General features: G+C 67.7%; 22 protein-coding genes. 16 read left to right on the forward strand and 6 right to left on the reverse strand.

The features are described 5' to 3' along the window. Positions 1-254 precede the first annotated feature (254 nt). From H3H55_RS02790 to pyrF, 12 genes are all read left to right on the forward strand, one after another. The gene (locus H3H55_RS02790) at positions 255-1,865 is read left to right on the forward strand and encodes a S10 family peptidase (RefSeq protein ID WP_129513672.1); all 1,611 of its coding nucleotides are present in this window, start codon (positions 255-257) and stop codon (positions 1,863-1,865) included. A gap of 82 nt (positions 1,866-1,947) precedes the next feature. Next, positions 1,948-2,346: an EF-hand domain-containing protein gene (locus tag H3H55_RS02795; protein WP_129513673.1), complete on the forward strand. Its 399-nt coding sequence runs from the start codon at positions 1,948-1,950 to the stop codon at positions 2,344-2,346. A 348-nt stretch (positions 2,347-2,694) separates the two neighbouring features. Next, complete coding sequence (locus H3H55_RS02800; RefSeq protein WP_048251172.1) at positions 2,695-3,594, forward strand: IclR family transcriptional regulator; 900 nt, start codon at positions 2,695-2,697, stop codon at positions 3,592-3,594. Continuing rightward, the gene (locus H3H55_RS02805; RefSeq protein ID WP_193097599.1) at positions 3,591-4,616 is read left to right on the forward strand and encodes a 2-dehydro-3-deoxygalactonokinase; all 1,026 of its coding nucleotides are present in this window, start codon (positions 3,591-3,593) and stop codon (positions 4,614-4,616) included. Before H3H55_RS02800 ends, H3H55_RS02805 begins: the two co-directional genes overlap by 4 nt. A gap of 23 nt (positions 4,617-4,639) precedes the next feature. Further along, entirely contained in the window at positions 4,640-5,317 is a 678-nt protein-coding gene (locus tag H3H55_RS02810; protein ID WP_193097600.1) for a 2-dehydro-3-deoxy-6-phosphogalactonate aldolase, read from the forward strand. Further along, positions 5,317-6,096 carry an SDR family oxidoreductase gene (locus H3H55_RS02815; RefSeq protein ID WP_193099437.1) on the forward strand — a complete coding sequence of 260 codons (780 nt, stop codon included), beginning with the start codon at positions 5,317-5,319 and terminating at the stop codon, positions 6,094-6,096. The genes H3H55_RS02810 and H3H55_RS02815 overlap by 1 nt, the downstream gene beginning before the upstream one ends. 102 nt (positions 6,097-6,198) lie before the next feature. Then, the gene (locus H3H55_RS02820; protein WP_193097601.1) at positions 6,199-7,194 is read left to right on the forward strand and encodes an arabinose ABC transporter substrate-binding protein; all 996 of its coding nucleotides are present in this window, start codon (positions 6,199-6,201) and stop codon (positions 7,192-7,194) included. Positions 7,195-7,262: 68 nt separating this feature from the next. Then, on the forward strand, positions 7,263-8,774 hold the full coding sequence (gene araG / locus H3H55_RS02825) for an L-arabinose ABC transporter ATP-binding protein AraG (protein WP_129513677.1): 1,512 nt from the start codon (positions 7,263-7,265) through the stop codon (positions 8,772-8,774). Between the two features lie 70 nt (positions 8,775-8,844). Then, a complete protein-coding gene (gene araH / locus H3H55_RS02830; RefSeq protein WP_193097602.1) occupies positions 8,845-9,861 on the forward strand; it encodes an L-arabinose ABC transporter permease AraH in 1,017 nt (338 codons plus the stop codon). 29 nt (positions 9,862-9,890) lie between these two features. Beyond that, positions 9,891-10,706 (forward strand): SDR family NAD(P)-dependent oxidoreductase, encoded by an 816-nt coding sequence (locus tag H3H55_RS02835; protein ID WP_193097603.1) that lies wholly within the window; start codon positions 9,891-9,893, stop codon positions 10,704-10,706. Positions 10,707-10,756: 50 nt separating this feature from the next. Continuing rightward, positions 10,757-11,818 (forward strand): aldose 1-epimerase, encoded by a 1,062-nt coding sequence (locus tag H3H55_RS02840; RefSeq protein ID WP_129513680.1) that lies wholly within the window; start codon positions 10,757-10,759, stop codon positions 11,816-11,818. A gap of 39 nt (positions 11,819-11,857) precedes the next feature. Next, a complete protein-coding gene (pyrF, locus tag H3H55_RS02845; RefSeq protein ID WP_129513681.1) occupies positions 11,858-12,685 on the forward strand; it encodes an orotidine-5'-phosphate decarboxylase in 828 nt (275 codons plus the stop codon). A gap of 60 nt (positions 12,686-12,745) precedes the next feature. Here pyrF and H3H55_RS02850 read toward each other — a convergent pair whose 3' ends face one another. Genes H3H55_RS02850 through thiL form a run of 3 tightly spaced genes read right to left on the reverse strand, consistent with a single transcriptional unit; the run spans position 12,746 to position 14,811 of the window. Continuing rightward, a complete protein-coding gene (locus tag H3H55_RS02850; RefSeq protein ID WP_193097604.1) occupies positions 12,746-13,246 on the reverse strand; it encodes a CinA family protein in 501 nt (166 codons plus the stop codon). 31 nt (positions 13,247-13,277) lie between these two features. After that, on the reverse strand, positions 13,278-13,823 hold the full coding sequence (locus H3H55_RS02855) for a phosphatidylglycerophosphatase A (protein WP_193097605.1): 546 nt from the start codon (positions 13,821-13,823) through the stop codon (positions 13,278-13,280). Then, the gene (gene thiL, locus H3H55_RS02860; RefSeq protein ID WP_193097606.1) at positions 13,813-14,811 is read right to left on the reverse strand and encodes a thiamine-phosphate kinase; all 999 of its coding nucleotides are present in this window, start codon (positions 14,809-14,811) and stop codon (positions 13,813-13,815) included. The genes H3H55_RS02855 and thiL overlap by 11 nt, the downstream gene beginning before the upstream one ends. 136 nt (positions 14,812-14,947) lie before the next feature. On the opposite strand from thiL, the gene H3H55_RS02865 reads away from it, so the two are divergent. The 4 genes from H3H55_RS02865 (at position 14,948) to H3H55_RS02880 (ending at position 19,633) form a co-directional block, all read left to right on the forward strand. After that, positions 14,948-17,290: an NADP-dependent malic enzyme gene (locus H3H55_RS02865; RefSeq protein WP_276321857.1), complete on the forward strand. Its 2,343-nt coding sequence runs from the start codon at positions 14,948-14,950 to the stop codon at positions 17,288-17,290. A 377-nt stretch (positions 17,291-17,667) separates the two neighbouring features. Then, entirely contained in the window at positions 17,668-18,099 is a 432-nt protein-coding gene (locus H3H55_RS02870; protein ID WP_048251184.1) for a ribonuclease domain-containing protein, read from the forward strand. Positions 18,100-18,115: 16 nt separating this feature from the next. Continuing rightward, positions 18,116-18,682: a barstar family protein gene (locus H3H55_RS02875; RefSeq protein WP_048251226.1), complete on the forward strand. Its 567-nt coding sequence runs from the start codon at positions 18,116-18,118 to the stop codon at positions 18,680-18,682. A 207-nt stretch (positions 18,683-18,889) separates the two neighbouring features. After that, complete coding sequence (locus H3H55_RS02880; RefSeq protein WP_193097607.1) at positions 18,890-19,633, forward strand: hypothetical protein; 744 nt, start codon at positions 18,890-18,892, stop codon at positions 19,631-19,633. A 19-nt stretch (positions 19,634-19,652) separates the two neighbouring features. Here H3H55_RS02880 and H3H55_RS02885 read toward each other — a convergent pair whose 3' ends face one another. Genes H3H55_RS02885 through speE form a run of 3 tightly spaced genes read right to left on the reverse strand, consistent with a single transcriptional unit; the run spans position 19,653 to position 21,764 of the window. Continuing rightward, positions 19,653-20,420, reverse strand: coding sequence for a 16S rRNA (uracil(1498)-N(3))-methyltransferase (locus H3H55_RS02885; RefSeq protein ID WP_193097608.1), 768 nt, complete (start codon positions 20,418-20,420; stop codon positions 19,653-19,655). 17 nt (positions 20,421-20,437) lie between these two features. Beyond that, positions 20,438-20,854 (reverse strand): VOC family protein, encoded by a 417-nt coding sequence (locus H3H55_RS02890; RefSeq protein WP_193097609.1) that lies wholly within the window; start codon positions 20,852-20,854, stop codon positions 20,438-20,440. A 52-nt stretch (positions 20,855-20,906) separates the two neighbouring features. Then, positions 20,907-21,764 carry a polyamine aminopropyltransferase gene (speE, locus tag H3H55_RS02895; RefSeq protein WP_048251188.1) on the reverse strand — a complete coding sequence of 286 codons (858 nt, stop codon included), beginning with the start codon at positions 21,762-21,764 and terminating at the stop codon, positions 20,907-20,909. Positions 21,765-21,857 lie beyond the last annotated feature (93 nt).

Here is a 21,857-nt window from a genome sequence, read left to right on the forward strand (position 1 = left end):
AAATCCGCGCTTTTTTAGTATTGCCGGGTAAACGCGAAAGTCGATGAAAGGCACGTGAAATGCAACGTTTCATGAACCGAAGCATTTCTGAAAGGTGTGCGCTGCACCGGTCTCCCGCCAAATATTTCAAAATTTTTCAAAGCTGACGGGCTCGCGTATATTGGCCAGCGCCTCGGCTTATCGGCCGCAATCGAGGCGGGGGGCGGCTTATCAGGCTGCTCGATACAAAAACATCCGAGAGAAGGAAAGCAACAATGCCAGCGAGCAAAGCCAAGCTGTTGTTGGGGGTTGTGTTCTCTTCGCTGATCCTGACGGCCTGCAACGACGACGTGACGTCGTCCGCCGCTTCCAGCGCCGACAATTCAGCCGATCCCGCCAGCCAGGTGGACAGGGCGTACAACGATCCCAACAGTTATTCGTCGAGCGCGACCGCGTCGCTCGACGCGTCCGCCGCGGTGGAAAAGGCCGCCGTCACGCATCACCAGATCACGCTGAACGGCAAGACGATCCATTACACGGCCACGGCCGGCCACCTCGTCGCGCGTAATCCGCAGACAGGCGCGCCCGAAGCGTCGTTCTTCTATGTCGCCTACACGGCCGACAACCAGCCCGCGGCGAAGCGGCCCGTCACGTTCCTGTACAACGGCGGCCCCGGCTCGGCATCGGTGTGGCTGCACCTCGGCTCGTTCGGCCCGCGGCGGATCCAGACGGGCGACCCGAACGCGAACACGTCGACGTTCCCGTTCGTCGACAATCAGGAAAGCCTGCTCGACACGACCGACCTCGTGTTCGTCGATGCGATCGGCACCGGTTTCTCCGAAGCGATTGCGCCGAACACGAACCAGTCGTTCTGGGGCGTCGACCAGGACGGCGGCGCGTTCCGCGATTTCGTGGTCCGCTACCTGACCGTGAATCAGCGCAACGATTCGCCGAAATACCTGTTCGGCGAGTCGTACGGCACGCCGCGCACCGACGTGCTCGCGAACCTGCTCGAGACGGCCGGCGTGAAGCTCGCCGGCATCGTGCTGCAGTCGTCGATCCTGAACTACAACACGAACTGCGACATGGCGAGCGACTACATCGGCAACTCGAACAACGGTTCGAGCCCGGTGAGCTGCGCGGGCTTCGTGCCGTCGTACGGCACCGTCGGCGCGTACTATCAGCTCGACAATCCGAACCCGTCGAACCTGCCGCAGTATGCGGACCAGATGCGGCTGCTGACGGCCGGCAGCTACGCGCCTGCCGTGAACGCGTACCTCGCGAGCCATACGCCGCCGCCGCCGAATCTCGTCACGACGATGGCGAACTCGACCGGCGTGAAGCAGGCGCTGTGGAACGCGAACTTCAACGTGATCCCGACCTTCTTCGACAACAGCTTCCAGTTGTCGCTGGTTCCGGGCACGCTGATCGGTCGCTACGATGCACGGGTGAACGTGCCGGTATCGAGCCCGCTGGCGTCGGGCGGCGATCCGTCGAGCACGTACATCACGCAGCCGTTCACCGACACGATCGGCCGTTACCTGCCGAACGAGCTGAAATACACCGCGCAGTCGGCGTACTCGTTGAGCAGCAATGCGATCAACACGTGGGACTGGACGCACGACGGCCTCGCGATGCCCGACACGATCCCCGATCTTGCCGCGGCGCTGACGCTGAATCCGTCGCTGAAGGTGCTGTCGCTGAACGGGTATCACGACATCGCGACGCCGTTCTACCAGACGGAGCTCGACCTTGCGCGGCTCGGGTCGCAACCGAACCTGACGATCAAGGACTATCAGGGCGGACACATGGTCTATCTCGACGATACGTCGCGTCCGCAGGAGAAAGCCGACCTCGTGACCTTCTACAACGCGGCCGCGCACTGATGCGATGCGCGAGGCCGGCGACCGACGCCCACGGTGGCGCGTCGCCGGCCGTCGACGACCTCATTCCAGACTGGAGCCTGATATGAAGAATCGTTTCATCGTCGTTGCCGCGGCGCTCGTTTGCGCCGGCGCCGCAGCATCCGTATCCGCGTTCGCGCAGGCGAGCGACACCGCCGCACCGGCGCGCGCGCGCCAGGCGCAGCTCGGCGATCCGTACGTGCCGCCGGCCGCACGCAAGCCGACGGCCGGCACGCAGACGACGGGCGCCGCGCTGCATGCGCAGGTGGTGCGCAAGCTCGCGCGGCAGTTCGACGCGGCCGATACGCAGAGCACGGGTTCGATCACCGAGGCGCAGGCGCGCGCGGCCGGCCTCGGTTATGTCGCGAACCACTTCCGGCAGATCGACGCGAGCGGCAACGGCCGCGTATCGTTCTCCGACGTGCAGCGCTACATGCAGGCACGCAGCACAAGCCAGCAGTAAGCGCGACGGATGTGGACAAACGGGGGCGGAACCTGCGTGACAGCGGGTTCCGCCCCCGTGCACTTGGCGCGGCCGTTTCATCCTGCATGTGGCGGATGTTCGCCGAATTCTCATTATCTGGGCAACGCATTCAAATATTGGAGACAAGTGCGTGCGCTCCTACAATCCGAAGCACATCGACAGCTTCGGACCCACGCATCGCGCGGCGCCCGACGCACACGGAGACACATTCCATGAAGTTCGCCGGGCGCTTCCCTCGGTGCATCGACCGCCGCCACGCCGCAGCACCGGACGCAGTTCCGGCGCCGCGCGAGCGGCTTCACCGATTCCGTTGAAGAAGCCCGCTCCATGACCAAGATGCCCGTACCCCTTGCCCTCGACACCCGGCGCGCGACGCCGGACGATACGTCGCTGACCGACAGCATCGGCGCGACCAGCACGCCGCTCGATCTCGCCGCGCAGCAGGCCGGCACGCAGACGCTGCTGCGCGGTCTCGCGATCCTCGAGGCGATCGCGAACGGCGCGCGCGACATGCGTGCGATCGGCGCCGCGCTCGGCACGACGCGCAGCACGACGCACCGCCTCGTCAGCAGCCTCGTGCAGGCGCGCTACCTGCGGCAGGTGCAGGGCGGTTACCTGCTCGGCCCGAAGCTGATCGAGCTCGGCACGATCGCGCTCGAACAGATGCCGCTCACCGCGGTGGCACGGCCGCATCTCGAAGCGCTCGCGGAAGCGACGCTCGACACGATCCATCTCGGCGTGCGCGACGGCGACGACGTGCTGTACATCGACAAGATTCCCGGCACGCGCGGCCTCGAGATGCGTTCGCGCGTCGGCCACCGGATGCCGCTCGCATCGACGGGCATCGGCAAGGCGATGATGCTCGACCTCGATCCCGATCTGTGGCGCTCGCTGTTCGAGGCCGCGCGGCGCGCGCTGGCCGGCGTCAATTTCAAGCCCGACAACCGGCCCGAGACGAGCGCGTTCCTGCAGCGCATGGCCCATTACGCGGCCGGCGGCTATACGTTCGATCTCGAGGAGAACGAGGCGTCGATCCGCTGCGTGGCCGCGCCGATCCGCGACGCATCGGGCGCGGTCGTCGCGGCCGTATCGGTCGCGAGCACGATTCCGTACATGCCGCATGACCGGATGGACGAACTGATTCCGCTCGTGCAGCGCGAAGCGCGAGCGATTTCCGCGGAACTGGGCTGGAGCCCGCCGCAGGGTACCCGCAGGATCAAACGATGACGACTTCGACCCGGCCCGTTCCGGATGCCAGCTCCGCTACCCCGTCGCTGATCGCGCTCGACTGGGGCACGACGTCGCTGCGCGCCTATCTCTACGATGCGCATGGCGCGCTCGTCGACTCGCGCAGCCGTGCGGCAGGCGTGATGCATGTCCCGGGCGGCGGCGCGCGCGCGTTCGACGCGGTGTTCGAGGAAGCGTGCGGCGACTGGCTCGACCGCACGCCCGGCGTGCCGGTGCTCGCCGCCGGGATGGTCGGCAGCGCGCAGGGCTGGCGCGAGGCGCCGTACGTCGCGGTGCCGGCCGGTGCCGACGCGCTCGTCGCGGGCCTCATCACGGTGACGACGTCACGCGGCACGACGGTATCGATCGTGCCGGGCGTGATCGCGACGGGCGAATTGCCCGACGTGATGCGCGGCGAAGAAACGCAGATATTCGGTGCACTCGCGAGCGATCCCACGCTTGGCACCGATCGTTCAGGGGTACTGATCGGCTTGCCGGGCACGCATGCGAAATGGGCGTGGGTGAAGGACGGGCTGATCGAGCGCTTCCAGACCTTCATGACGGGCGAGCTGTTCGCGGTGCTGCGCGACCACACGATACTCGGCCGCACGATGCGCGCGGGCGCGTCGCCCGACCACGCGGCGTTCGTGCGCGGCGTGTCGGTCGCGCGCGGCGCACAGCGCACGGGGCTGCTCGCGACGATTTTCAGCACGCGCACGCTCGGCCTGACCGACCGGCTCGCGCCCGATGCGCAGGGCGACTATCTGTCGGGCCTGCTGATCGGCCATGAACTCAACGCGCTCGACGCGATGCTCGCGGAGCGCGGCATCGCGCTCGCGTCCCAGCCGCTGCTGTTGATCGGCGACGACAGCCTGTGTGCGCGCTATGTCGCTGCGCTCCGCGAATTCGGCCACACGCATGCACGGGTCGTCGCGCATGCGACCGAGCGCGGCCTGTGGCGGATCGCGTCGCGCGCCGGGCTCGTGCGTGCGGACGGCGAGCCCGTCTTCGCCGACCAATGAACCGATTGCAGAGGAACCTCGTCATGCCGTCCGACCTTACGTTGCCCGCGCCGTACACGCCCCACGCCGCACTGATGCGCGCGTTCGATGCGTGTCCGCTGATCGCGATCCTGCGCGGGATCACGCCCGCCGACGCGGCCGACCATGGCCATGCGCTCTACGAAGCCGGCTTCCGGATCGTCGAGGTGCCGCTCAACTCGCCGGACCCGTTCGGCAGCATCGCGGCGCTGCGGCGCGCGCTGCCCGACGACGCGATCGTCGGTGCCGGCACCGTGCTGCGCGCCGAGTTTGTCGACCGCGTGCAGGACGCGGGCGGCGCGCTGATCGTGATGCCGCACAGCGACGCGGCCGTGATCCGCCGCGCACGCGAGCGTGGCCTCGCGAGCGCACCGGGTGTTGCGACGCCGACCGAAGCGTTCGCGGCGCTCGCGAACGGCGCCGACGTGCTGAAGATGTTCCCGGCCGAGCAGCTCGGCGTGCCCGTCGTGAAGGCATGGCGCGCGGTGATCAACCGCGCGGTGCCGCTGATCCCGGTCGGCGGTATTTCGCCCGACAACATGCAGCCGTTCCTCGCGGCCGGCGCGAACGGCTTCGGGCTCGGCTCGGCGCTGTACCGGCCCGGCCAGCCGGCCGACGCGACCGCGGCGAACGCGCGCGCGTTCCAGGCCGGATTGCGCGTCGCGCGCGGCGGAGCCGCATGATGGGCCGCCTCGCGGGCAAGGTCGCGATGGTGACGGGCGCGGGCCGTGGCATCGGCGCCGCGATCGCCCGTGCGTTCGCTCGCGAGGGCGCGGCCGTCGCGCTCGTCGATCTCGACTTCCCGCAGGCGCAGCACACGGCCGCCGCGATTGCGCACGACACCGACGGCGCGCGTGTGCTGCCGCTGCATGCGGACGTCGCGCGGCAGGATTCGGTGCGCGCCGCGCTCGTGCAGACCGAGGCGGCGTTCGGCCCGCTCGACGTGCTGGTGAACAACGCGGGCATCAATGTGTTCGCCGATCCGCTGACGATGACCGACGACGACTGGCGCCGCTGCTTCGCGGTCGACCTCGACGGCGTGTGGCACGGCTGCCGCGCGGCGCTGGAAGGGATGGTCGAACGCGGCCGCGGCAGCATCGTGAATATCGCGTCGACGCATGCGTTCCGGATCATCCCGGGCTGCTTTCCGTACCCGGTCGCGAAACACGGCGTGCTGGGCCTCACGCGCGCGCTCGGCATCGAATACGCGGCACGCAACGTGCGGGTGAACGCGATCGCGCCGGGCTACATCGAGACGCAGCTCACGCGCGACTGGTGGGACGCGCAGCCTGACCCGGCCGCCGCGCGCGCCGAGACGCTTGCGCTGCAGCCGATGAAGCGGATCGGCCGGCCGGAGGAGGTCGCGATGACGGCCGTGTTCCTGGCGTCCGACGAGGCGCCGTTCATCAATGCCGCGTGCATCACCGTCGATGGCGGGCGCGCGGCGCTGTATCACGACTGACGCAACGATTCGAAAGACCGCACGTGCGACGGCCGCGCGCACGCTGCGTCGAAACCAACAAGCGGCTGCATCCTGTTCGATGAAGACAAGGAGACACTGGAGATGAAACGCAGAACGTTCGTAACGCTGGCCGCGGCTGCCGCGGTGGTGATGGGCAGCCCGGTCGCGCACGCGGCCGATCCGGTCAAGATCGGCTTTCTGGTGAAGCAGCCGGAAGAACCGTGGTTCCAGGACGAGTGGAAGTTCGCCGAGATGGCGGCGAAGGAAAAGGGCTTCACGCTCGTGAAGATCGGCGCGCCGTCGGGCGAGAAGGTGATGAGCGCGATCGACAACCTGTCCGCGCAGAAGGTGCAGGGCTTCATCATCTGCACGCCCGACGTGAAGCTCGGGCCGGGTATCGTCGCGAAGGCGAAGTCGCACAACCTGAAGATGATGACGGTCGACGACCGCCTCGTCGACGGCGCGGGCAAGCCGATCGAGGCGGTGCCGCACATGGGGATCTCCGCGTACAACATCGGCAAGCAGGTCGGTGACGGCATTGCGGCCGAGATCAAGAAGCGCGGCTGGGACATGAAGGACGTCGGCGCGATCGACATCACCTACGAGCAGCTGCCGACCGCGCACGATCGCACCAGCGGCGCGACCGACGCGCTGGTGGCCGCCGGTTTCCCGAAGGCGAACGTGATCGCGGCACCGCAGGCGAAGACCGACACCGAGAACGCGTTCAACGCGGCGAACATCGCGCTCACGAAGAACCCGCAGTTCAAGCACTGGGTCGCGTACGGCCTGAACGACGAGGCGGTGCTCGGCGCGGTGCGCGCGGCTGAAGGGCGCGGCTTCAAGGCGGACAACATGGTCGGTATCGGCATCGGCGGTTCCGATTCGGCGATGAACGAATTCAAGAAGCCGCAGCCGACGGGCTTCTACGGCACCGTGATCATCAGCCCGAAGCGCCATGGCGAGGAAACCTCGGACCTGATGTACACGTGGATCACGCAGGGCAAGGCACCGCCGGCGCTGACGCTGACGACGGGCATGCTCGCGACGCGCGACAACGTGTCGAAGGTGCGCGAGGAGATGGGTCTCGCATCGAAGTAAGCGGCCCGCCGGCTGCCGCGGCGATGCGGCGGCCGGCGGTCGATCGGTTTCGGAAGTGGGGAGACGACGTGTCAGCGGCACTGCGTTTTGACAATATCGGCAAGGTATTTCCCGGCGTGCGCGCACTCGACGGCATTTCGTTCGACGTGCATGCGGGCGAGGTGCATGGCCTGATGGGCGAGAACGGCGCGGGCAAGTCGACGCTGCTGAAGATTCTCGGTGGCGAATACCAGCCCGATGCGGGCAGCGTGCTGGTCGACGGCCAGCCCGTGCAGTTCGCGAGTGCGGCCGCGTCGATCGCGGCCGGCATCGCGGTGATTCACCAGGAGCTGCAGTACGTGCCCGACCTGACGGTCGCGGAAAACCTGCTGCTCGGCCGCCTGCCGAACGCGTTCGGCTGGGTGAGGAAGCGCGAGGCGAAACGCCATGTGCGCGAGCGGCTCGCCGCGATGGGCGTCGATCTCGATCCCGACGCGAAGCTCGGGCGGCTGTCGATCGCGCAGCGGCAGATGGTCGAGATCTGCAAGGCGCTGATGCGCAATGCGCGCGTGATCGCGCTCGACGAACCGACCAGTTCGCTGTCGCATCGCGAGACCGAGGTGCTGTTCAAGCTCGTCGACGACCTGCGCGCGCAGGGCCGCGCGCTGATCTACATCTCGCACCGGATGGACGAGATTTACCGGCTGTGCGACGGCTGCACGATCTTCCGTGACGGGCGCAAGGTCGCGTCGCACGCGTCGCTCGACGACGTGCCGCGCGAGCGGCTCGTCGCCGAGATGGTCGGGCGCGAGATTTCGGATATCTACCATTACGCGCCGCGCGCGCTCGGCGACGTGCGGTTCTCCGCCGAAGGCGTCGACGGCCCGGCGCTGCGCGAGCCCGCGAGCTTTTCGGTGCGCGCGGGCGAGATCGTCGGCTTCTTCGGGCTGGTCGGCGCGGGCCGCAGCGAACTGATGCGGCTCGTGTACGGCGCGGACCGCCGGCGTGCGGGCGTGCTGACGCTCGACGGCGCGCGCATCGACGTGAAGCGCACCGGCGACGCGATCCGCCACGGCATCGTGCTGTGCCCCGAGGACCGCAAGGAAGAAGGGATCATCGCGATCGCGTCGGTCGCGGAGAACATCAACATCAGTTGCCGCCGCCATTCGCTGCGCGCAGGGCTCTTCATCGATCGCAAGACCGAAAACGAAACCGCCGACCGCTTCATCCAGCGGCTGAAGATCAAGACGCCGAACCGGCGGCAGAAGATCCGCTTCCTGTCGGGCGGCAACCAGCAGAAGGCGATCCTGTCGCGCTGGCTCGCGGAGCCCGACCTGAAGGTCGTGATCCTCGACGAACCGACGCGCGGGATCGACGTTGGCGCGAAGCACGAGATCTACGACGTGATCTACCGGCTCGCGGAGCGCGGCTGCGCGATCGTGATGGTGTCGTCGGAACTGCCGGAAGTGCTCGGCGTGTCCGATCGCATCGTCGTGATGCGCGAAGGCCGGATCGCCGGCGAGCTGTCGCGCGAACAGGCGAACGAGCACGCGGTGCTGAACCTCGCGCTGCCGCAGACGAGCGCCGCCCAGGCGGCCTGACGCGGCGCACGACATTCGAATCGACCAGGCGCGGCGCGGGCCGCGCGATGCAAGAGCAGGAGACACAATCATGCAAGTCAGGGAAAACCTCGCCAGCACAGCCGTGAAGCCGTCGGCCGATACGCTGGTTCCGCAGCCGAACGACCGCCAGAAGTGGTGGCAGCATCTGACCGAATACAGCCTGATCGCGATCTTCGCGGTGATGTTCGTGACGATGTCGCTGACGGTCGATCACTTCTTCTCGATCGACAACATGCTCGGGCTCGCGCTGTCGATCTCGCAGATCGGCATGGTCGCGTGCACGATGATGTTCTGTCTCGCGTCGCGCGATTTCGACCTGTCGATTGGCTCGACCGTCGCGTTCTCGGGCGTGCTGTGCGCGATGGTGCTGAACGCGACCGACAACACGTTCGTCGCGATCGTCGCGGCGGTCGCGGCGGGCGCCGCGATCGGCTTCGTGAACGGCGCGGTGATCGCGTACCTGCGCATCAACGCGCTGATCACGACGCTCGCGACGATGGAGATCGTGCGCGGGCTCGGCTTCATCGTGTCGAAGGGGCAGGCGGTCGGCGTGTCGTCGGATACCTTCATCGCGCTCGGCGGGCTGTCGATGTTCGGCGTGTCGCTGCCGATCTGGGTCACGCTGCTGTGCTTCATCGCGTTCGGCGTGCTGCTGAACCAGACCGTGTACGGCCGCAACACGCTCGCGATCGGCGGCAACCCGGAGGCGTCGCGGCTCGCGGGGATCAACGTCGAACGCACGCGCGTGTACATCTTCCTGATCCAGGGCGCGGTGACGGCGCTCGCGGGCGTGATCCTCGCGTCGCGCATCACGTCGGGCCAGCCGAACGCCGCGCAGGGCTTCGAGCTGAACGTGATCTCCGCGTGCGTGCTCGGCGGCGTGTCGCTGATGGGCGGCCGCGCGACGATCTCGGGCGTCGTGATCGGCGTGCTGATCATGGGCACCGTCGAAAACGTGATGAACCTGTTGAACATCGACGCGTTCTATCAATACCTCGTGCGCGGCGCGATCCTGCTCGCGGCCGTGCTGCTCGACCAGCTGAAGAACCGCGGCGTACGCGACTGACCCGAGCCGCCTTCACGGAGACGAACCGCATGACCATCGACACGTTCGCGCACGACCCGCTCACCGCGAGCCCTGCGCGTTATGCAAGTTACCCGAGCCTCGCGGATCGCGCGGTGCTGATCACGGGCGGCGCGACCGGCATCGGCGCGTCGTTCGTCGAGCACTTCGCGCAGCAGGGCGCACGCGTCGCGTTCGTCGACCTCGACGCGGACGCCGGCACGGCGCTGGCGGAAAGCCTCGCGCACGTGCCGCATGTCCGTCACGCGCCGCTGTTCATCCGGTGCGACCTGACCGATGTCGACGCGCTGCGTCATGCGATCGACGCGATCCGTGCGCGAATCGGCGCGATCGCGGTGCTCGTGAACAACGCGGCGAACGACACGCGCCATGCGATCGGCGACGTGACGCCCGCATCGTTCGACGCGGGCATCGCGGTGAACCTGCGTCACCAGTTCTTCGCCGCGCAGGCGGTGATCGACGACATGAAGCAGCAGGGCGGCGGCTCGATCGTCAATCTCGGCTCGATCAGCTGGATGCTGAAGAACGGCGGTTATCCCGTCTACGTGATGGCGAAGGCGGCCGTGCAGGGCCTGACGCGCGGCCTCGCGCGCGACCTCGGCCCGTTCGGCATCCGCGTGAATTCGCTGGTGCCCGGCTGGGTGATGACCGACAAGCAGCGCCGGCTGTGGCTCGACGACGCGGGCCGCGCGGCGATCAAGGCCGGCCAGTGTCTCGACGCCGAACTGCTGCCCGGCGACCTCGCGCGGATGGCGCTGTTCCTCGCGGCCGACGACAGCCGGATGATCACCGCGCAGGACGTGATCGTCGACGGCGGCTGGGCCTGACCGTTCGCACCGACCTGCATCGTTTCTTCGACGAAGGAAAGGAGCTCATCATGACCGCCACGTCCTCGCACGCATCGTCGTCCACCAGCCAGTCGCGCCGCGCCCGGCTGGCCGCCGCCGCGCAGCCGGTCAGCCCCGGCCCGCAGACGGCCGCCTTCGCGCAGGGCGTTGGCGCCGCGCATGCGGCGGCCGTCACGCTGTCGAACGCGTCGCTGCGGCTCGACGTGTTGCCGCACCTGGGCGGCGGCATCGCGCGCTTCGACTGGCGCGGCGACAACGGCGCGCTGATGCCGGTGTTCCGCCGTTGCGAGCATCCGGAGACGGCGACGGACCCGAACGAGCTCGCGTGTTACCCGCTGCTGCCTTACTCGAACCGGATCGGCGACGGGCGTTTCGAATGCGACGGCCGCAGCGTCGCGGTGCCGCGTAACCGCCGCGACGAACCGCTGCCGATCCACGGCGACGGCTGGCTCGCGCCGTGGCAGGTGGACGATGCGACCGACACGACGCTGCAGCTGTCGCTCGATCGCACCGGCGGCGCGCCGTATGCGTTCCGCGCGATCCAGTCGTTCGAACTCGACGATGCGACGCTGTCGATCGCGCTGTCGATCGAGAACGCGGGGCGCGCCCGGCTGCCGTTCGGGCTCGGCGTGCATCCGTTCCTCGTGCGCGACGCGGTGACCGAGCTGGCCGCGGCCGCCGGCGGGCTGTGGCTGTCGGGCGCCGATTTCCTGCCGGTGCGGCACGTGAGCGTGCCGCCGGCCTGGCAGTTCGGCGTCGCCTATCCGTTGCCGGCCGCGCTCGTCAATCATGCGTTCACCGGCTGGGGCGGCCACGCGACGGTGAGCTGGCCGCGCCGCAGGCTGTCGCTGACCGTCGCGGCCGACACCGACGCGTACGTGCTCTATACGCCGCCCGGCGAGGATTTCTTCTGCTTCGAGCCGGTCGATCATCCGATCAATGCGATGAACCTGCCCGGCGGCGCGGTCGCGCACGGGATGACGCTGCTCGCGCCGGGCGAGCGGCTCACGCGGCGTTTTGCGTTCACCGTCGAGCGCGCCGATGCGCGCAGCAATGCCGCGACACGCGAGGGACGCCGGCGACGCGGGTAAAATACGCGGTCTACCAACGGTTTGCCGCGAGTACCCGCCATGTCTTCCCCGCTTACTTTCATTGAATCGCTGCGCGCCGCGTGGCAGCGCACCAATTCGCTGCTGTGCGTCGGCCTCGATCCCGAGCCGTCGCGCTTTCCCGTGCAGTTCGACGGCCAGCCCGACGCGATCTTCGAATTCTGCCGGCAAATCGTCGACGCGACCGCGCAGTACGCGAGCGCGTTCAAGCCGCAGATCGCCTACTTCGCCGCGCATCGCGCGGAAGACCAGCTCGAACGGCTGATCGCGCACATCCATCTCCAGCATCCGGGCCTGCCCGTGATCCTCGACGCGAAGCGCGGCGACATCGGCAGCACGGCCGAGCAGTACGCGCGCGAAGCGTTCGAACGCTATCGCGCGGACGCGGTCACGGTGAACCCGTACATGGGCTACGACTCGGTCGAGCCGTACTTCGAGCATGAAGGCAAGGGCGTGATCGTGCTGTGCCGCACGTCGAACCCGGGCGGCTCCGACCTGCAGTTCCTCGATACGAACGGCCGCCCGCTGTACCAGGTCGTCGCGGATCTCGCGGCGAACAAGTGGAATGCGAAGAACGGCCAGCTCGGCCTCGTGGTCGGCGCGACGTTTCCGAAGGAAATCGAGATCGTGCGCGGGATCGTCGGCGACATGCCGCTCTTGATTCCCGGCATCGGCGCGCAGGGCGGCGACGTGCAGGCGACCGTCAACGCGGGCCGCACGGTCGACGCGACGGGAATGATGATCAACTCGTCGCGCGCGATCCTGTACGCGAGCAACGGCGAGGATTTCGCCGAAGCCGCGGCGCTCGCCGCGCAAAAGACCCGCGATACGATCAACGCGTATCGCTGAAATGTGCAGGCCGCCCGCCCGGGCGGCCTGTTGCCGAGCCCGCGCGCGGCGGGCCGTGCTTCAGCCTTCGCGCTCGTCGAGCAGCTTCAGGAGCCCGCGCAGCGCGTGCACGGCCGCCTGCGTGCGGATCTGTTCGCGGTCGCCCTTGAACACGAGCGTCTCGACGTCGGTATGCAGCCGGTTGCTCCAGCCGAACGACACGGTGCCGACCGGCTTCTTCTCGCTGCCGCCGGCCGGGCCCGCGATGCCCGTGACCGACAGCGAGACCTGAGCACGGCTGTTGCGCAGCGCGCCTTCGGCCATCGCGCGCGCGACGGGCTCGCTGACGGCGCCGTGCTTGTCGATCAGCTCGGGCGGCACGCCGATCATCTCGATCTTGGCCTGGTTCGAGTAGGTGACGAAGCCGCGCTCGAACCACTGGCTGCTGCCGGAGATGTCGGTGATCGCCGCGGCGATCATGCCGCCCGTGCAGGATTCGGCGGTGGCGAGCGTCAGGTGCTCGTCACGCAACTTGTTGCCTGCGCGGATCGCAAGCTGGTGGACGACGGAATCGGTTGGCATGCGCGTCGGGAAACGGGAGTCGGGAAATCGGTCAGCCGACGACGGAGCGCCACAGGGCGATCACGAGCAGCGTCATGAACGCGGCGATCAGGTCGTCGACCATGATGCCGAGCCCGCCTTTCAGGCGACGGTCGAAGTAGCGGATCGGCGGCGGCTTGAGCATGTCGAAGAAGCGGAACGCGACGAACGCCCACAACTGGCCGACGAATGTCGCGGGCGTGACGAACAGCATCACCAGCCAGATCGCGACGATCTCGTCCCAGACGACGGGCCCCGGATCGGACGTGCCCATCTTCCTCGCGGTGAAACCGGTGATCCACGTGCCTGCCACGAAGCTGGCCGCGATCAGCCCCCACCATTCGGGCACCGTCAGGTAGCGGTTGAGCACGACGAACGTGAGCCAGCCGAACAGCGAGCCGAACGTGCCGGGCATGATCGGCGCGAGCCCGCTGCCGAAGCCGAGCGACACGATGTGCGCCGGGTGCGTCAGCATGAAGCGCGCGTTCGCACGCTTCGGCGCGTTCTGTGCGGCGTCGGGCTCGGCCGCGGCGTGCGCGGACGTCGGGTCAGTCTGCATGGAAGTGATCGAAGCCGTGCAACGTGAGAGCCAGGGGGGCGCCGGCGGCGTCGCGCCACGCGATCGCGGGCTGCTCCGACGGGGCGGACAACGCGCGTATTGTACCGACTCGCGTGACCGCAACGCCGGCCGTTGCACCGGCCGCTTCGACCGCCGCGCGGGCCGCGGCCGGCGCGGTGAAGCACAGCTCGTAGTCGTCGCCGCCCGCCAGCGTGCAGCGGCGCTGCACGTCGGGCGACAGCGTCGCGAGCGCGGCCGAGCGCGGCACCGCATCGGCGTCGATCTCGGCGCGCACGTTCGAGCGAGTGAGGATGTGTTGCAGGTCGCCGGCGAGGCCGTCCGAGATGTCGAGCGCCGCGTGCGCGACGCCCGCGAGCGCAAGGCCAAGCGCGACGCGCGGCTCGGGGCGCTCGAGTGCGCGCCGGAACGCGGCCGCTTCGTTCACGCCGGCGGCCCATTCGCCGCGTGCGACGCCGAGGCCGGCGCGCGCATCGCCGAGCGTGCCGGACACCCAGACGTCGTCGCCGTCGCGCGCGGCATCGCGCCGCAGCGCCGCGTCGGGTGCGACTTCGCCGAAGACGGTCACGCACAGGTTCAGCGGCCCGCTCGTCGTGTCGCCGCCGATCAGCTCGCAGCCGAACCGCTCGGCGAGCGCGAACAGCCCGTTGCTGAACGCCTCGAGCCATGCCGCGTCGGCACGCGGCAGCGCGCACGCGAGCGTGAACGCGCGCGGCTCGGCGCCCATCGCCGCGAGGTCGGACAGGTTGACCGCGAGTGTCTTGTGGCCGAGCGCGTCGGGCGCGACGTCAGGGAAGAAATGGCGGCCCTCGACCAGCATGTCCGTCGAAATGGCCAGCAATTTCCCGGATCGGGGTGTGATCAGCGCGCAATCGTCGCCGATGCCGAGCGTCGACGCGCGCGTGCCCTGTGCCGCGCGGCGCGCGAAGAAGCGTTCGATCAGCGAAAACTCGGAGAGGGCGGCTGGCACGGCGGATGGATCCGATACGGTTGAAGGAACGGCATTGTACGAGGCGAACGGCGGGTGTTCGTGTACCGTTCTGGACATTTTTGTCGCGGCTGTCGCACCCGAAACGCCGGTCTGGCGGCCGGTGATTGGCGCTACAATGCCGTCGAAGAGTTATTCTAATCCGCCCGTCAAGAGACACATGTCCACGCAAGCCTCCTCCAAAGCCAAGCTCCGCGAAGCCGCGCTCGACTATCACGAATTCCCGACGCCCGGGAAGATCGCGATCGCCCCGACCAAGCAGATGATCAACCAGCGCGACCTCGCGCTCGCGTATTCGCCGGGTGTGGCGTTCGCGTGCGAGGAGATCGTCGAGAATCCGCTCAACGCGGCGCGTTTCACCGCGCGCAGCAACCTGGTTGGCGTCGTCACGAACGGCACGGCGGTGCTCGGTCTCGGCAACATCGGCCCGCTCGCGTCGAAGCCGGTGATGGAAGGCAAGGCGGTGCTGTTCAAGAAGTTCGCCGGCATCGACGTGTTCGACATCGAGCTGAACGAGTCGGACCCGCACAAGCTCGTCGACGTGATCGCCGCGCTGGAGCCGACCTTCGGCGGGATCAACCTGGAAGACATCAAGGCGCCGGACTGCTTCATCGTCGAGCGCGAGTGCCGCAAGCGGATGAAGATTCCGGTGTTCCACGACGACCAGCACGGCACCGCGATCGTGGTGGCCGCGGCCGTCACGAACGGCCTGAAGGTCGTCGGCAAGGACATCAAGAAGGTGAAGCTCGTCGCGTCCGGCGCGGGCGCGGCCGCGCTCGCGTGTCTCGACCTGCTGGTCGACATCGGCCTGCCGATCGAGAACATCCTGGTGACCGACCTGGCCGGCGTGGTCTACAAGGGCCGCACCGAACTGATGGACCCGGACAAGGAGCGTTTCGCACGCGAAACGGAAGCCCGTACGCTGGCCGAAGTGATCGACGGCGCGGACATCTTCCTCGGCCTGTCGGCCGCCGGCGTGCTGAAGCCGGAGATGGTGAAGGGCATGGCCGAGCGCCCGCTGATCCTGGCGCTCGCGAACCCGACGCCGGAAATCCTGCCGGAAGCGGCGCTCGAAGTGCGCCCGGACGCGATTCTCGCCACCGGTCGCACCGACTACCCGAACCAGGTCAACAACGTCCTGTGCTTCCCGTTCATCTTCCGCGGCGCGCTCGACGTCGGCGCGACGACGATCACGCGTGAAATGGAGATCGCCGCCGTCAACGCGATCGCCGAGCTTGCGCAGCACGAGCAGAGCGACATCGTCGCGACCGCGTACGGCATCCAGGACCTGTCGTTCGGGCCCGAATATCTGATTCCGAAGCCGTTCGATCCGCGCCTGATCGTGAAGATCGCGCCGGCCGTCGCGCAGGCCGCGATGGACGGCGGCGTCGCGACGCGCCCGATCGAGGACATGGAGGCGTACCGCGTCCACCTCCAGCAGTTCGTGTATCACAGCGGCACGACGATGAAGCCGATCTTCCAGATCGCGCGCGCCGCGCCGGAAGAGAAGAAGCGCGTGGTGTTCGCGGAAGGCGAAGAAGAGCGCGTGTTGCGTGCCGTTCAGATCATCGTCGACGAAAAACTGGCGACGCCGATCCTGATCGGCCGCCCGTCGGTGATCGAGCACCGTATCCACCGCTACGGCCTGCGCCTGAATCCGGGCGTCGACTTCACGGTCGTCAACACCGAGCACGACGAGCGTTACCGCGACTTCTGGCAGACGTACTACAAGCTGATGGCGCGCAAGGGCATCAGCGAACAGCTCGCGCGCGTCGAGATGCGCCGCCGCACGACGCTGATCGGCGCGATGCTGGTGAAGAAGGGCGAAGCGGACGGGATGATCTGCGGCACGATCAGCACCACGCACCGCCATCTGCACTTCATCGACCAGGTGATCGGCAAGCGCCCGGGCTGCAGCGTGTACGCGGCGATGAACGGCCTCGTGCTGCCGGGCCGCCAGATTTTCCTGGTCGACACGCACGTGAACGTCGATCCGACCCCGGAACAACTGGCCGAGATCACGATCATGGCCGCGGAAGAAGTGCGCCGCTTCGGCATCGAGCCGAAGGTCGCGCTGCTGTCGCACTCGAATTTCGGCACGAGCAACGCACCTTCGGCGAAGAAGATGCGCGATACGCTCGAGATCCTGCAGGAACGCGCACCGGAGCTGAAGGTGGACGGCGAGATGCACGGCGATGTCGCGCTCGACGCGGCGCTGCGCAAGGAAATCCTGCCGGAATCGACGCTGGAAGGCGAAGCGAACCTGCTGATCCTGCCGAATATCGACGCCGCGAACATCGCGTACAACCTGCTGAAGACGGCCGCCGGCAACAACATCGCGATCGGGCCGATCCTGCTGGGCGCTGCCCAGCCGGTGCATGTGCTGACCGAATCGGCGACCGTTCGCCGCATCGTCAACATGGCGGCGCTGCTGGTCGCCGATGTCAACGCCACGCGCTAAGCAAAAACGAACGCGCCAGGCCGGTCGAACCGGCGTGGCGCGTCGGGCGAAATTGTAAACAAAAGAAAAAAGCGGCGTGCCCGCAATGGGCACGCCGTCGGGCAGGGCGCAAACGCGCTTCCCTCAAGCAACAGCAGCATCTCTCACCGCTCCGGGTAGCGAGCGTGGCAAGGAGGCAGGTCTTGCCATGGAGAAATGCCGCCTGTATTTTATCCTGTGTAAGATAAATGTAGTGTAATTTCGGTAAGAAATGCGCAAATCGGCGCGTCGTCGGGCTTTCGATTCCCAAACGGACATTGATTCGCGCGGCCAATAACGCTACGCTAACGCCTTTGTTGGTCGTCAACTACTTGATTTAACAGCGGGAACCCTGGTTCATGGCACGCAAGTGGCTCCGCAACGGCGCGCTCGCGTCCGTCTTCGCGATGTTCGCGATGGGTATCGTCGGCACGCCGACGGGCAGTCTGGTTTCCGCCGCTTACGCACGGGAGGCCGTTTCGGCCGACGTGGCCGCGAGCGGGCTCGATACGATTCCGACCGCCAGTCTTCCGCGCGAGGCCGTGACCACGCTGGGCCTGATCGGCGCCGGCGGTCCCTATCCGTACGAGAAAGACGGCGTCGTGTTCGGCAACCGCGAGCGGATCCTGCCGAAGGCGAAGCGCGGCTACTACCATGAATACACGGTGCCGACGCCGCGTGCCCGCAATCGCGGCGCGCGCCGGATCGTCTGTGGCGGGCCGTTGCGCCGGATCGACAACTGTTATTACACGGGCGACCACTACAACAGTTTTAAACGTATTGTTGAATGACTTCGGGATGAATGGCATGAGCGACTCCATCTACGCGCACGATACGGCGACGGCGGCGGAACTGTTCGCGACCGGCGACGGCAATCTGTTTCAGCGCGTGATCCAACTTCACGCGGCGGCGCAGGCCGGCAGTGCGCCGGAGCAACAGGAAGCCGAGCCCGGGCTTTCATCGAACGAGGAGCCTATGAGCCTTTTCACGAGCGTGCGACCTAATCTCGTGCAGTCGATCCGCGCGTTCCGCGTGCAGGATCTCGCCGACGAAGCCACCCGGCTCGGCCAGCATTTCCTGTACGCGTTTTGCGGCGCCGCGCAGTCGAAGCAGGAAGTGATGGAAACGATCGCGACGTCGTTCCTGTTTCCGAAGCATTTCGGGAAGAACTACGACGCGCTGTACGACTGCCTGACCGACCTCGTCGCGAAGGCCGGCGCGCAGCCCGGTTTCGTGATCGTGCTCGAAGGGCTGCCGATCGCGCAGAAATTCGACAAGGAAGGGCGCGAGACGCTGCTCGACGTGTTCCGCGAAGCGGCCGAGTTCTGGGCCGAACGCAAGGTCGCGTTCCGGGTGTTCTACTCGTTCGCGTAAGCGCGAACCGGCCCGCGGCCGACCCGGTGAAAAGCCCGCTTCGAGCGGGCTTTTTTGCGTCCGCGCCCGGCGAGATTCCCGTCGCCGGTCTCATTCCGACGAAGTCCTTTCGTCGCGCCCCTTTTTTCTGGACAATCGCATCCGTCCCGGACGACTGATTGCGTCGCCGGACGACATTCGAACAATCCGAGAGAGGGCCGTATTCCCATGAATCAATCCCGTTTCACGCCGGGCGTCGTCGCTCGCCGTCCGCGTGCACGCGCCGTTCGTGCGCTCGTCGTTTCCGCGCTGGTCGTTGCGGCAGGTGCCGTGCATGCCGCGCCGCTGACCCCCGAGCAGACCGTCGACCTGTATCTGGGCATGTTCGTCAACGGCGATGCGTCGAAGGCCGCCCAGTACAACGACGCGGTTCGATCGCAGTACGACGGCAAGGACCCGATCGATACCGATGCGATTGCGCATCTAGGCGACGGCATGAAGAAGGAGATGGCCGACGGAATGCTGTCCCGGATGCCGCCGAAGACGCGCGCGGCGCTGCGTGCGCCGGTCGATGCGATGGTCACGTCGTATCTGCGCGCGCTTCAGCGCACGCAGTGCAAGTCGACCGGTTCGACGCAGGCGCCGAACGAATACATCGAAGGCCAGCAGATCGCGACTGTCGCGTTCGAATGCCGCGTCGCGGATGTGGAGCCGGGGGCGAAGGCGCTGCAGGCGCAACTGGGTGGACGCAAGCCGAAGGGCGACAAGGCGATGATCGCCACGTTCACGGCGATCTACTCGGGCATGACGCGCATCTTCGACGATGCGCCGATGAACCGGACGGTGTCGTCGAAGTTCGACGTTTATGGCACGAACGACAAGGGCTGGTTCAACGGCCGGCCGGGCGAGGTGCTGTCGCCGGTCATCGATGCGCTCGTCGACCCGATTCCGGTGCCGGGCGACGCAAAGTAGTACGTGGCAGCGGGCGGGCTTACCACCCGCCCCAGCGTGCGGCGAGCGCAGCGAGCACAGCCGCGCCGGCCGTCTCCGTGCGCAGCACGCGGGGCCCAAGCGACAGCGCGGTGAATCCGCGCGCACGCGCCGCGTTTTCCTCGTCGGGCGACAGCCCGCCTTCGGGGCCGATCAGCAGCGTCACGGTGGCCGCGGGCGGCGCGTCGGGCAACGACGCAAACGAGATGCTCGCACGCGGCGACAGCAGCAGCCGCAGCTCGCCGTCGGCCGGTGTGGCAGGCAGCGTATCGAGCCACGCGTGGAAGCCGGCGACCGGCGCAACGTCGGGTACACGGTTGCGTCCGCACTGTTCGCACGACGCACGCACGACGCCGCGCCAGTGTGCGACGCGCTTGTCCGCGCGTTCGCCGGACAGCTTCACGACGCCGCGCGCGGTCGACAGCGGCACGACCGCCGCGACGCCGAGCTCGACGGCTTTCTCGATCACCCAGTCCATCTTGTCGCCGCCGGCGATGCCTTGCGCGAGCGTCACGCGGTAGGGCGGTTCGGCTTCGGCCGGTTCGAACGTGTCGATCTGCGCGATCGCGCTGCGCTTGTCGATCTCGACGAGCCGCGCGCGGTACTGGCCGCCGGTGCCGTCGAACAGTGCGAGCACGTCGCCGGGCTGCAGGCGCAGCACCTGTGCGTGGCGTGCGACGTCGGCCGGCAATGCGAGTGTTGCGTCGGCGCGCAATGCGGCTTCGACGAAAAAGCGCGGCACGGCCGCGGTGGTGGTGGCTTCGTTCATGCGTGTTGCGGTGTCGGTCATGCGTGGAGACGGTGTCCGAGCGCCCATCGGTAGCCGTCGAGATCCTCGATCTGCGCGAAGCGGTCGCCCCAGAACTGGTCCTGCGGCGCGCTCAGCGATTTCGCGCCCGCGTCGAGCGCGCGCTGCCAGGTGGCGTCGACGTCGTCGACATACAGATAGAACGATTGCGGCGCGGTCGTGTTCGCGCTTTTCGGCGTGAGCGCGGTCGAGCCGAACGCGCCTTCGGGCGCGAACATCACGATCAGCTGGCCGCGATAGGCCATCTCGACGTGCATGATCGCGCCGTCCTCGTCGTGCACGTCGCGCAGCTCGAAGCCGAATGCGGCCTTGAAGAAATCGATGGCCGCGCGCGCGTTGCGTACGGCCAGGTAGGGCGTCAACCAAGGCACGTTGGCCGGACGTGGATCGGTCATCGGTAGTTCTCCTGCGTGGGGAAAAGCGGAACGGCTCGGGCCGCCCGGGTGCTCAGCGGCGAGCGCCCAGTGTATCGCGCAGCGCGCAGGGCAGGGCAAAGAGGGACGCATGCAGCCGCGCGTCGTAGTAGCGCAAGCCCTGCACGCGACGGGCGGCGAGCCGGTCGTCGATGTCGTGCGCGAACAGCGCGGCCGCATCGAGCGTGTCGCTCGCGATCGCCATCAGCCACTGCGAGCCGTACAGCGGCACGTGCGCGGACAGCGGATCGACGACCGCGAAGCTCGCGCGCAGGTCGTCGAGCAGCGCGGCGATGCGCGTGGCATGGAACACGGGCGAGCCGAGGTGCATCGAGATCGCGCCGCACGGCGTGAGGATCCGCTTGAGCCGCGCGTAGAACGCGCGCGTATAGAGGCCGGCCGCCGGCGAATCGGGCGGCGTGAGGTCGAACACGACGAGATCGAAATGCTCGACGGTCGATTCGACGAAATGCGCGGCGTCGCCGATCACGACCTCGACGCGCGGGTCGTCGAGCGCGCCCTGGTGCACGTCGTCGAGATAACGGCGCGCCATCCCGACCACCTCGTCGTCGAGCTCGGCGATCACGATCCGCTCGATGCACGCGTGCTTGAGCAACTGGCGCGCCGCGCCGCCGTCGCCGCCGCCGAGCACAAGCGCCTTCCTCGGCGACGGATGTGCGAGCGCGGCCGGGTGCGTCATGCACTCGTGATAGACGTACTCGTCGCCGACCGACGTCATCGGCTGGCCGTCCAGCGTAAACAGGCGGCCGAGCTGCGGCGTTTCCCAGACCTCGATCTGCTGGTGCGGGGACGCGACATGCGCGAGCCGCCGCGCATTCGGGAAGCCGTAGGTGGCGTCGGGCGTAGGGTGAAAGAGAAGCGTGGTGCTCACGGGCGGGGCCGCTGAGGGCAGGCAGTTCTGACGTCTGAATTATAGGAGGCGCGCGGTTTGACGGAAAACCGTGCCGGAACACTACGCGCGGAC

The sequence above is a fragment of the Burkholderia sp. Z1 genome (assembly GCF_014893795.1).
Taxonomy (GTDB): domain Bacteria; phylum Pseudomonadota; class Gammaproteobacteria; order Burkholderiales; family Burkholderiaceae; genus Burkholderia; species Burkholderia theae.

Bases quoted from the DNA above. Each gene is read 5' to 3' on its own strand.
- H3H55_RS02850 (WP_193097604.1), bottom strand. From the start codon at position 13,246: ATGCCAACCGATTCCGTCGTCCACCAGCTTGCGATCCGCGCAGGCAAC.
- H3H55_RS02790 (WP_129513672.1), top strand. From the start codon at position 255: ATGCCAGCGAGCAAAGCCAAGCTGTTGTTGGGGGTTGTGTTCTCTTCG.
- araH (WP_193097602.1), top strand. From the start codon at position 8,845: ATGCAAGTCAGGGAAAACCTCGCCAGCACAGCCGTGAAGCCGTCGGCC.
- H3H55_RS02805 (WP_193097599.1), top strand. From the start codon at position 3,591: ATGACGACTTCGACCCGGCCCGTTCCGGATGCCAGCTCCGCTACCCCG.
- H3H55_RS02820 (WP_193097601.1), top strand. From the start codon at position 6,199: ATGAAACGCAGAACGTTCGTAACGCTGGCCGCGGCTGCCGCGGTGGTG.
- H3H55_RS02885 (WP_193097608.1), bottom strand. From the start codon at position 20,420: ATGAACGAAGCCACCACCACCGCGGCCGTGCCGCGCTTTTTCGTCGAA.
- H3H55_RS02880 (WP_193097607.1), top strand. From the start codon at position 18,890: ATGAATCAATCCCGTTTCACGCCGGGCGTCGTCGCTCGCCGTCCGCGT.
- H3H55_RS02870 (WP_048251184.1), top strand. From the start codon at position 17,668: ATGGCACGCAAGTGGCTCCGCAACGGCGCGCTCGCGTCCGTCTTCGCG.
- pyrF (WP_129513681.1), top strand. From the start codon at position 11,858: ATGTCTTCCCCGCTTACTTTCATTGAATCGCTGCGCGCCGCGTGGCAG.
- H3H55_RS02855 (WP_193097605.1), bottom strand. From the start codon at position 13,823: ATGCAGACTGACCCGACGTCCGCGCACGCCGCGGCCGAGCCCGACGCC.
- H3H55_RS02795 (WP_129513673.1), top strand. From the start codon at position 1,948: ATGAAGAATCGTTTCATCGTCGTTGCCGCGGCGCTCGTTTGCGCCGGC.
- H3H55_RS02840 (WP_129513680.1), top strand. From the start codon at position 10,757: ATGACCGCCACGTCCTCGCACGCATCGTCGTCCACCAGCCAGTCGCGC.
- H3H55_RS02865 (WP_276321857.1), top strand. From the start codon at position 14,948: ATGCCGTCGAAGAGTTATTCTAATCCGCCCGTCAAGAGACACATGTCC.
- H3H55_RS02875 (WP_048251226.1), top strand. From the start codon at position 18,116: ATGAGCGACTCCATCTACGCGCACGATACGGCGACGGCGGCGGAACTG.
- H3H55_RS02890 (WP_193097609.1), bottom strand. From the start codon at position 20,854: ATGACCGATCCACGTCCGGCCAACGTGCCTTGGTTGACGCCCTACCTG.
- H3H55_RS02835 (WP_193097603.1), top strand. From the start codon at position 9,891: ATGACCATCGACACGTTCGCGCACGACCCGCTCACCGCGAGCCCTGCG.
- H3H55_RS02800 (WP_048251172.1), top strand. From the start codon at position 2,695: ATGACCAAGATGCCCGTACCCCTTGCCCTCGACACCCGGCGCGCGACG.
- H3H55_RS02815 (WP_193099437.1), top strand. From the start codon at position 5,317: ATGGGCCGCCTCGCGGGCAAGGTCGCGATGGTGACGGGCGCGGGCCGT.
- H3H55_RS02810 (WP_193097600.1), top strand. From the start codon at position 4,640: ATGCCGTCCGACCTTACGTTGCCCGCGCCGTACACGCCCCACGCCGCA.